At 30.1% G+C, this 3,506-nt stretch carries 4 protein-coding genes; all 4 read right to left on the reverse strand.

The genetic code is table 11. From position 1 onward, the window contains the following. Positions 1 to 91: 91 nt before the first annotated feature. The 4 genes from CKF59_RS07220 to CKF59_RS07235 all read right to left on the reverse strand — a co-directional run bounded on the left by CKF59_RS07220 (position 92) and on the right by CKF59_RS07235 (position 3,301). A complete protein-coding gene (locus CKF59_RS07220) occupies positions 92 to 1,177 on the reverse strand; it encodes an ABC transporter substrate-binding protein (RefSeq protein ID WP_119535256.1) in 1,086 nt (361 codons plus the stop codon). A 219-nt stretch (positions 1,178 to 1,396) separates the two neighbouring features. Beyond that, positions 1,397 to 1,813, reverse strand: a complete 417-nt coding sequence (locus CKF59_RS07225) for a rhodanese-like domain-containing protein (RefSeq protein ID WP_119535257.1) — start codon at positions 1,811 to 1,813, stop codon at positions 1,397 to 1,399. Positions 1,814 to 1,995: 182 nt separating this feature from the next. Beyond that, a complete protein-coding gene (locus CKF59_RS07230) occupies positions 1,996 to 2,688 on the reverse strand; it encodes a 2,3-diphosphoglycerate-dependent phosphoglycerate mutase (protein ID WP_119535258.1) in 693 nt (230 codons plus the stop codon). A gap of 280 nt (positions 2,689 to 2,968) precedes the next feature. Then, complete coding sequence (locus CKF59_RS07235; RefSeq protein WP_119535259.1) at positions 2,969 to 3,301, reverse strand: rhodanese-like domain-containing protein; 333 nt, start codon at positions 3,299 to 3,301, stop codon at positions 2,969 to 2,971. Positions 3,302 to 3,506: the final 205 nt, after the last annotated feature.

Genomic DNA, 3,506 nt, shown 5'->3' on the forward strand with positions numbered 1-3,506 from the left:
ATATTATATTTGCCAAGCATGAAAACAATATTTTTCAAGTTATTTAAAAAATAAAATAAGGACGCAAAAAACGTCCTTATTTTTAAGAATTTTATTTTTGTCCACTTACACGTAACTGATTCCAGTATTTATTATAAATCTCTAGAGTTTTATTATCTAAATCAGCGTTAAAAGTAGATTTCTCAAATACCCATTCAGGTGGGAAAAGAATATTTGAATTTTGCCACTCTAATGGTAATAAATCTTTAATTAAACGATTTGCAGGTTGGAAGCCTAAGTTTTGCAGAATTTCTACTGCATTTTCAGGTTCAAGCATAAAGTTAATAAAAGCATAAGCGGCTTCAAGATTTTTTGCCCCATTAGGGATTACAAAAGAATCTATAAAGGCAACAGCCCCCTCTTCAGGCCAAACTACAGTGAGATTAGGATCGTCTAAAGATCCTCTAAACGCAGAACCTGTCCAAATAACTCCAGTTACAACCTCACGATTAACAAAAGGTACTTCAGGAGCATCAGAGTTAAAAGTTTTTACTTTTGGCATTAATTGTCGCAGCTTTTCATATGCTTGCTTAATTTGTTCAGGATCTGTAGTGTTAGGATCATAGCCTAAAGCTTTTAAAGCTAGAGAGAAAAGATCACGTTGATCGTTTAATAACATTAAATCTTGGTATTCAGGTTTCCATAGATCATTTAATGATTTGATCTCAAGATTTGGTGCATAAGATTTATCAATACCTATAGTTGTAAAGCCATAAGTGTATGGAACTGAGTATTGGTTATTAGGATCAAAAGGTTTATTGAGAGTTTCAGGGAGAATATTTTCAACCTGTAATCTCGTTAAATCTAAAGGTTGAATTAGTTTTTCAGCAATTAGTTTTGCTACATAGTGGTTAGAAGGTACTACTATGTCATAAGGTTGAGAAGAGTTGCTATTAAGTTTTAATTTAGCATACATCTCTTCATTACTTTCATAAGTTGTATAAACTACTTCAATACCTGTTTCTTTGGTAAATTTGTTTAATAAATCGCTAGTGATATATTCTGTCCAGTTGTAAACATAGAGCTTTTGTTTAGGTAAGCTTTCTTTGGTTTCATTTTTGTTACCTAAGAAGATGTAACCAGTGATTACAATTAGAACGAGAATAAAAATGGTAATAAATAATTTAGCTTTACTCACTGAGGTTCTCTAAGTTAAATAAATTTGTTATGCCTAAAATATAAAATAAAATTAATTTATTTTTTGTCCTCAAATTATATACAATTTTTTTTAAATTTGTTATCAAACTAACGAAAAAATTTAATCTTTTTTAGCTTGGAGACTTATTGGTGGGTAATATAGTTTTTTCTAAAATATAAAATCGAAAAAAGACGCTCCTGTAAGCGTCTATTTTCGAGATTATTTTTTTACTAAAATTAAATTATCAGTTAACCAACCTGCGATTCCATCTTTTAAGATGTAAACCTTAGTAAAGCCTTGTTTGGTTAAAGATTTACCTGAATCTAATAAGTTTAGACCATCTTGATTAACAAGAATTACTGGTTTATCTTTATAAGATTCGATTTTACCAACATTATTAGTTTTAATATCTGTAGGTAAAAGATGTACAGCTCCGGTGATATGTCCGTTTCTAAAATCATTTAGAGAGCGTAAATCTACAACAACACCTTTTTGGGAGTTAATTAAAATCCCGACCATGTTGTTACCAATAACATTAATTCCACTTAATCTGTCTTGAATGTATGTAACAATAATTGCTACAAAACAAGCAATCCAAGCTAGAGATAAGATTGGGTGATTTAAGAAAAATTCCATAATTATTATATGTATAGATGTAGGAAATTTTAGATAAAAATTCTAATTCTCTAAGATTATAGCAAAATTAAAATTAAATGTAAAGATATAAGAAAAGCTAAGAGGCTTGGCATAATCAAGACCTCTTAGCTTTTTGTCTTTTATGTTTATAACAAAAATTTCTTAGAAAGATCTAATTTAGATTAGTCTAAGTATTTTTTGCTTACAAATGATAAGTCATCATTTAAAGTATAAACAATAGGTTCACCTGTAGGGATTTCTAAGTTTAAGATATCTTCGTCAGAAATACCTTCAATGTGTTTTGCTAAAGCACGTAATGAGTTACCGTGTGCAACTACTAAAACTACATCACCTTTTAATAACGCTGGAGCAATTGCATCTTCCCAGTAAGGTAAAGCACGTTTTAAAGTTAATTTTAAAGATTCGTGATCAGGAACTACTGATGGATCTAATAATTTGTAACGACGGTCATTGTGTGCTGAGTCAGCTGAGTTACGATCCATTGCTGGAGGTGGAACGTCATAAGAACGTCTCCAGATATGAACTTGCTCATCACCATATTTTTCAGCAGTTTCTTGTTTATTTAAACCTTGAAGAGCACCATAGTGACGTTCATTTAAACGCCAGTTTTTGATTTGAGGTACAAATAATTGATCTGATTCTTCAAGAATTAAGTTACAAGTTTTAATTGCACGTGTTAATACTGAAGTGAAAGCAACATCAAATTGGTAACCAGCAGCTTTTAATTTTCTACCAGCATTTTTTGCTTCTTCAACACCACGTTCAGTTAAGTTTACGTCGTGCCAACCTGTGAATAAGTTTTTAGCGTTCCATTCACTAAATCCGTGACGAACAAATACTAAAGTCTTAGCCATTGTTAAAACCTCATAAAGTAACTAATTATAGCTAATATAATTAGATATATTGAAAACAGAAATTCTTCCAAAGAGCTACACAAATCTCTGAAAAGAATCGGCTGTAATTATAACACAAGAGGAAGATAAATTGAAAAAACTCTTAGGGATAAATTATTTAAAAGTTAGTTCAAAGCATCGGTAAATTTTTAGAACTATATTTACGATCTATTTATATATGTATATTTATGAGAAAGGTACTCTTACCTACATAATAATAAGACTGTAGAGTAAGGCTATATTAGCTAGTCACTAATTCACAACCTGCTTTTGCCCATGCTGTTATTCCTCCGTCTAGTGAGTAAACTTCTTTAACTCCCTGACGCATTAGATCAAGAGCAAGGGCTTTGGAAGCATTACCGCGATAACACTGTAGAATAATAACAGTTTTGTCATTAAAGTATTTAGCTTCTTCATTAAAGTTTTCTTGAGTAAGATGAATTGCTTCAGGAATATGAGCCGCATCATATTCTTGTTCTAGACGCATATCGAATAGAACTACATTAGGATTATGTTCGAGGAGTTGTTGTAGCTCTTCAATATTAATAGTTTTTACATCAGCTAAGGTACACATAAATTTGTAATCTATTTTAATAAATAAAAGAATTGGATAAATTTTTTGAAATGATTTACATAAGCCAAGTTAAAGTAAATTAAGTTTATACTTGTTTATATATTTGTTATACCTAGTTTAACTATAAATACAAATAGTAATAGAAAGTAGATTATTATTTCTATGTTAATTTTAAAGTAAGGGATAACTAAATTAACTATATATG

Origin of the sequence: Psittacicella gerlachiana (assembly GCF_003585965.1) — a bacterium.
Taxonomy (GTDB): Bacteria; Pseudomonadota; Gammaproteobacteria; order Enterobacterales; family Psittacicellaceae; genus Psittacicella; species Psittacicella gerlachiana.

Bases quoted from the DNA above. Each gene is read 5' to 3' on its own strand.
- CKF59_RS07230 (WP_119535258.1), bottom strand. From the start codon at position 2,688: ATGGCTAAGACTTTAGTATTTGTTCGTCACGGATTTAGTGAATGGAAC.
- CKF59_RS07235 (WP_119535259.1), bottom strand. From the start codon at position 3,301: ATGTGTACCTTAGCTGATGTAAAAACTATTAATATTGAAGAGCTACAA.
- CKF59_RS07225 (WP_119535257.1), bottom strand. From the start codon at position 1,813: ATGGAATTTTTCTTAAATCACCCAATCTTATCTCTAGCTTGGATTGCT.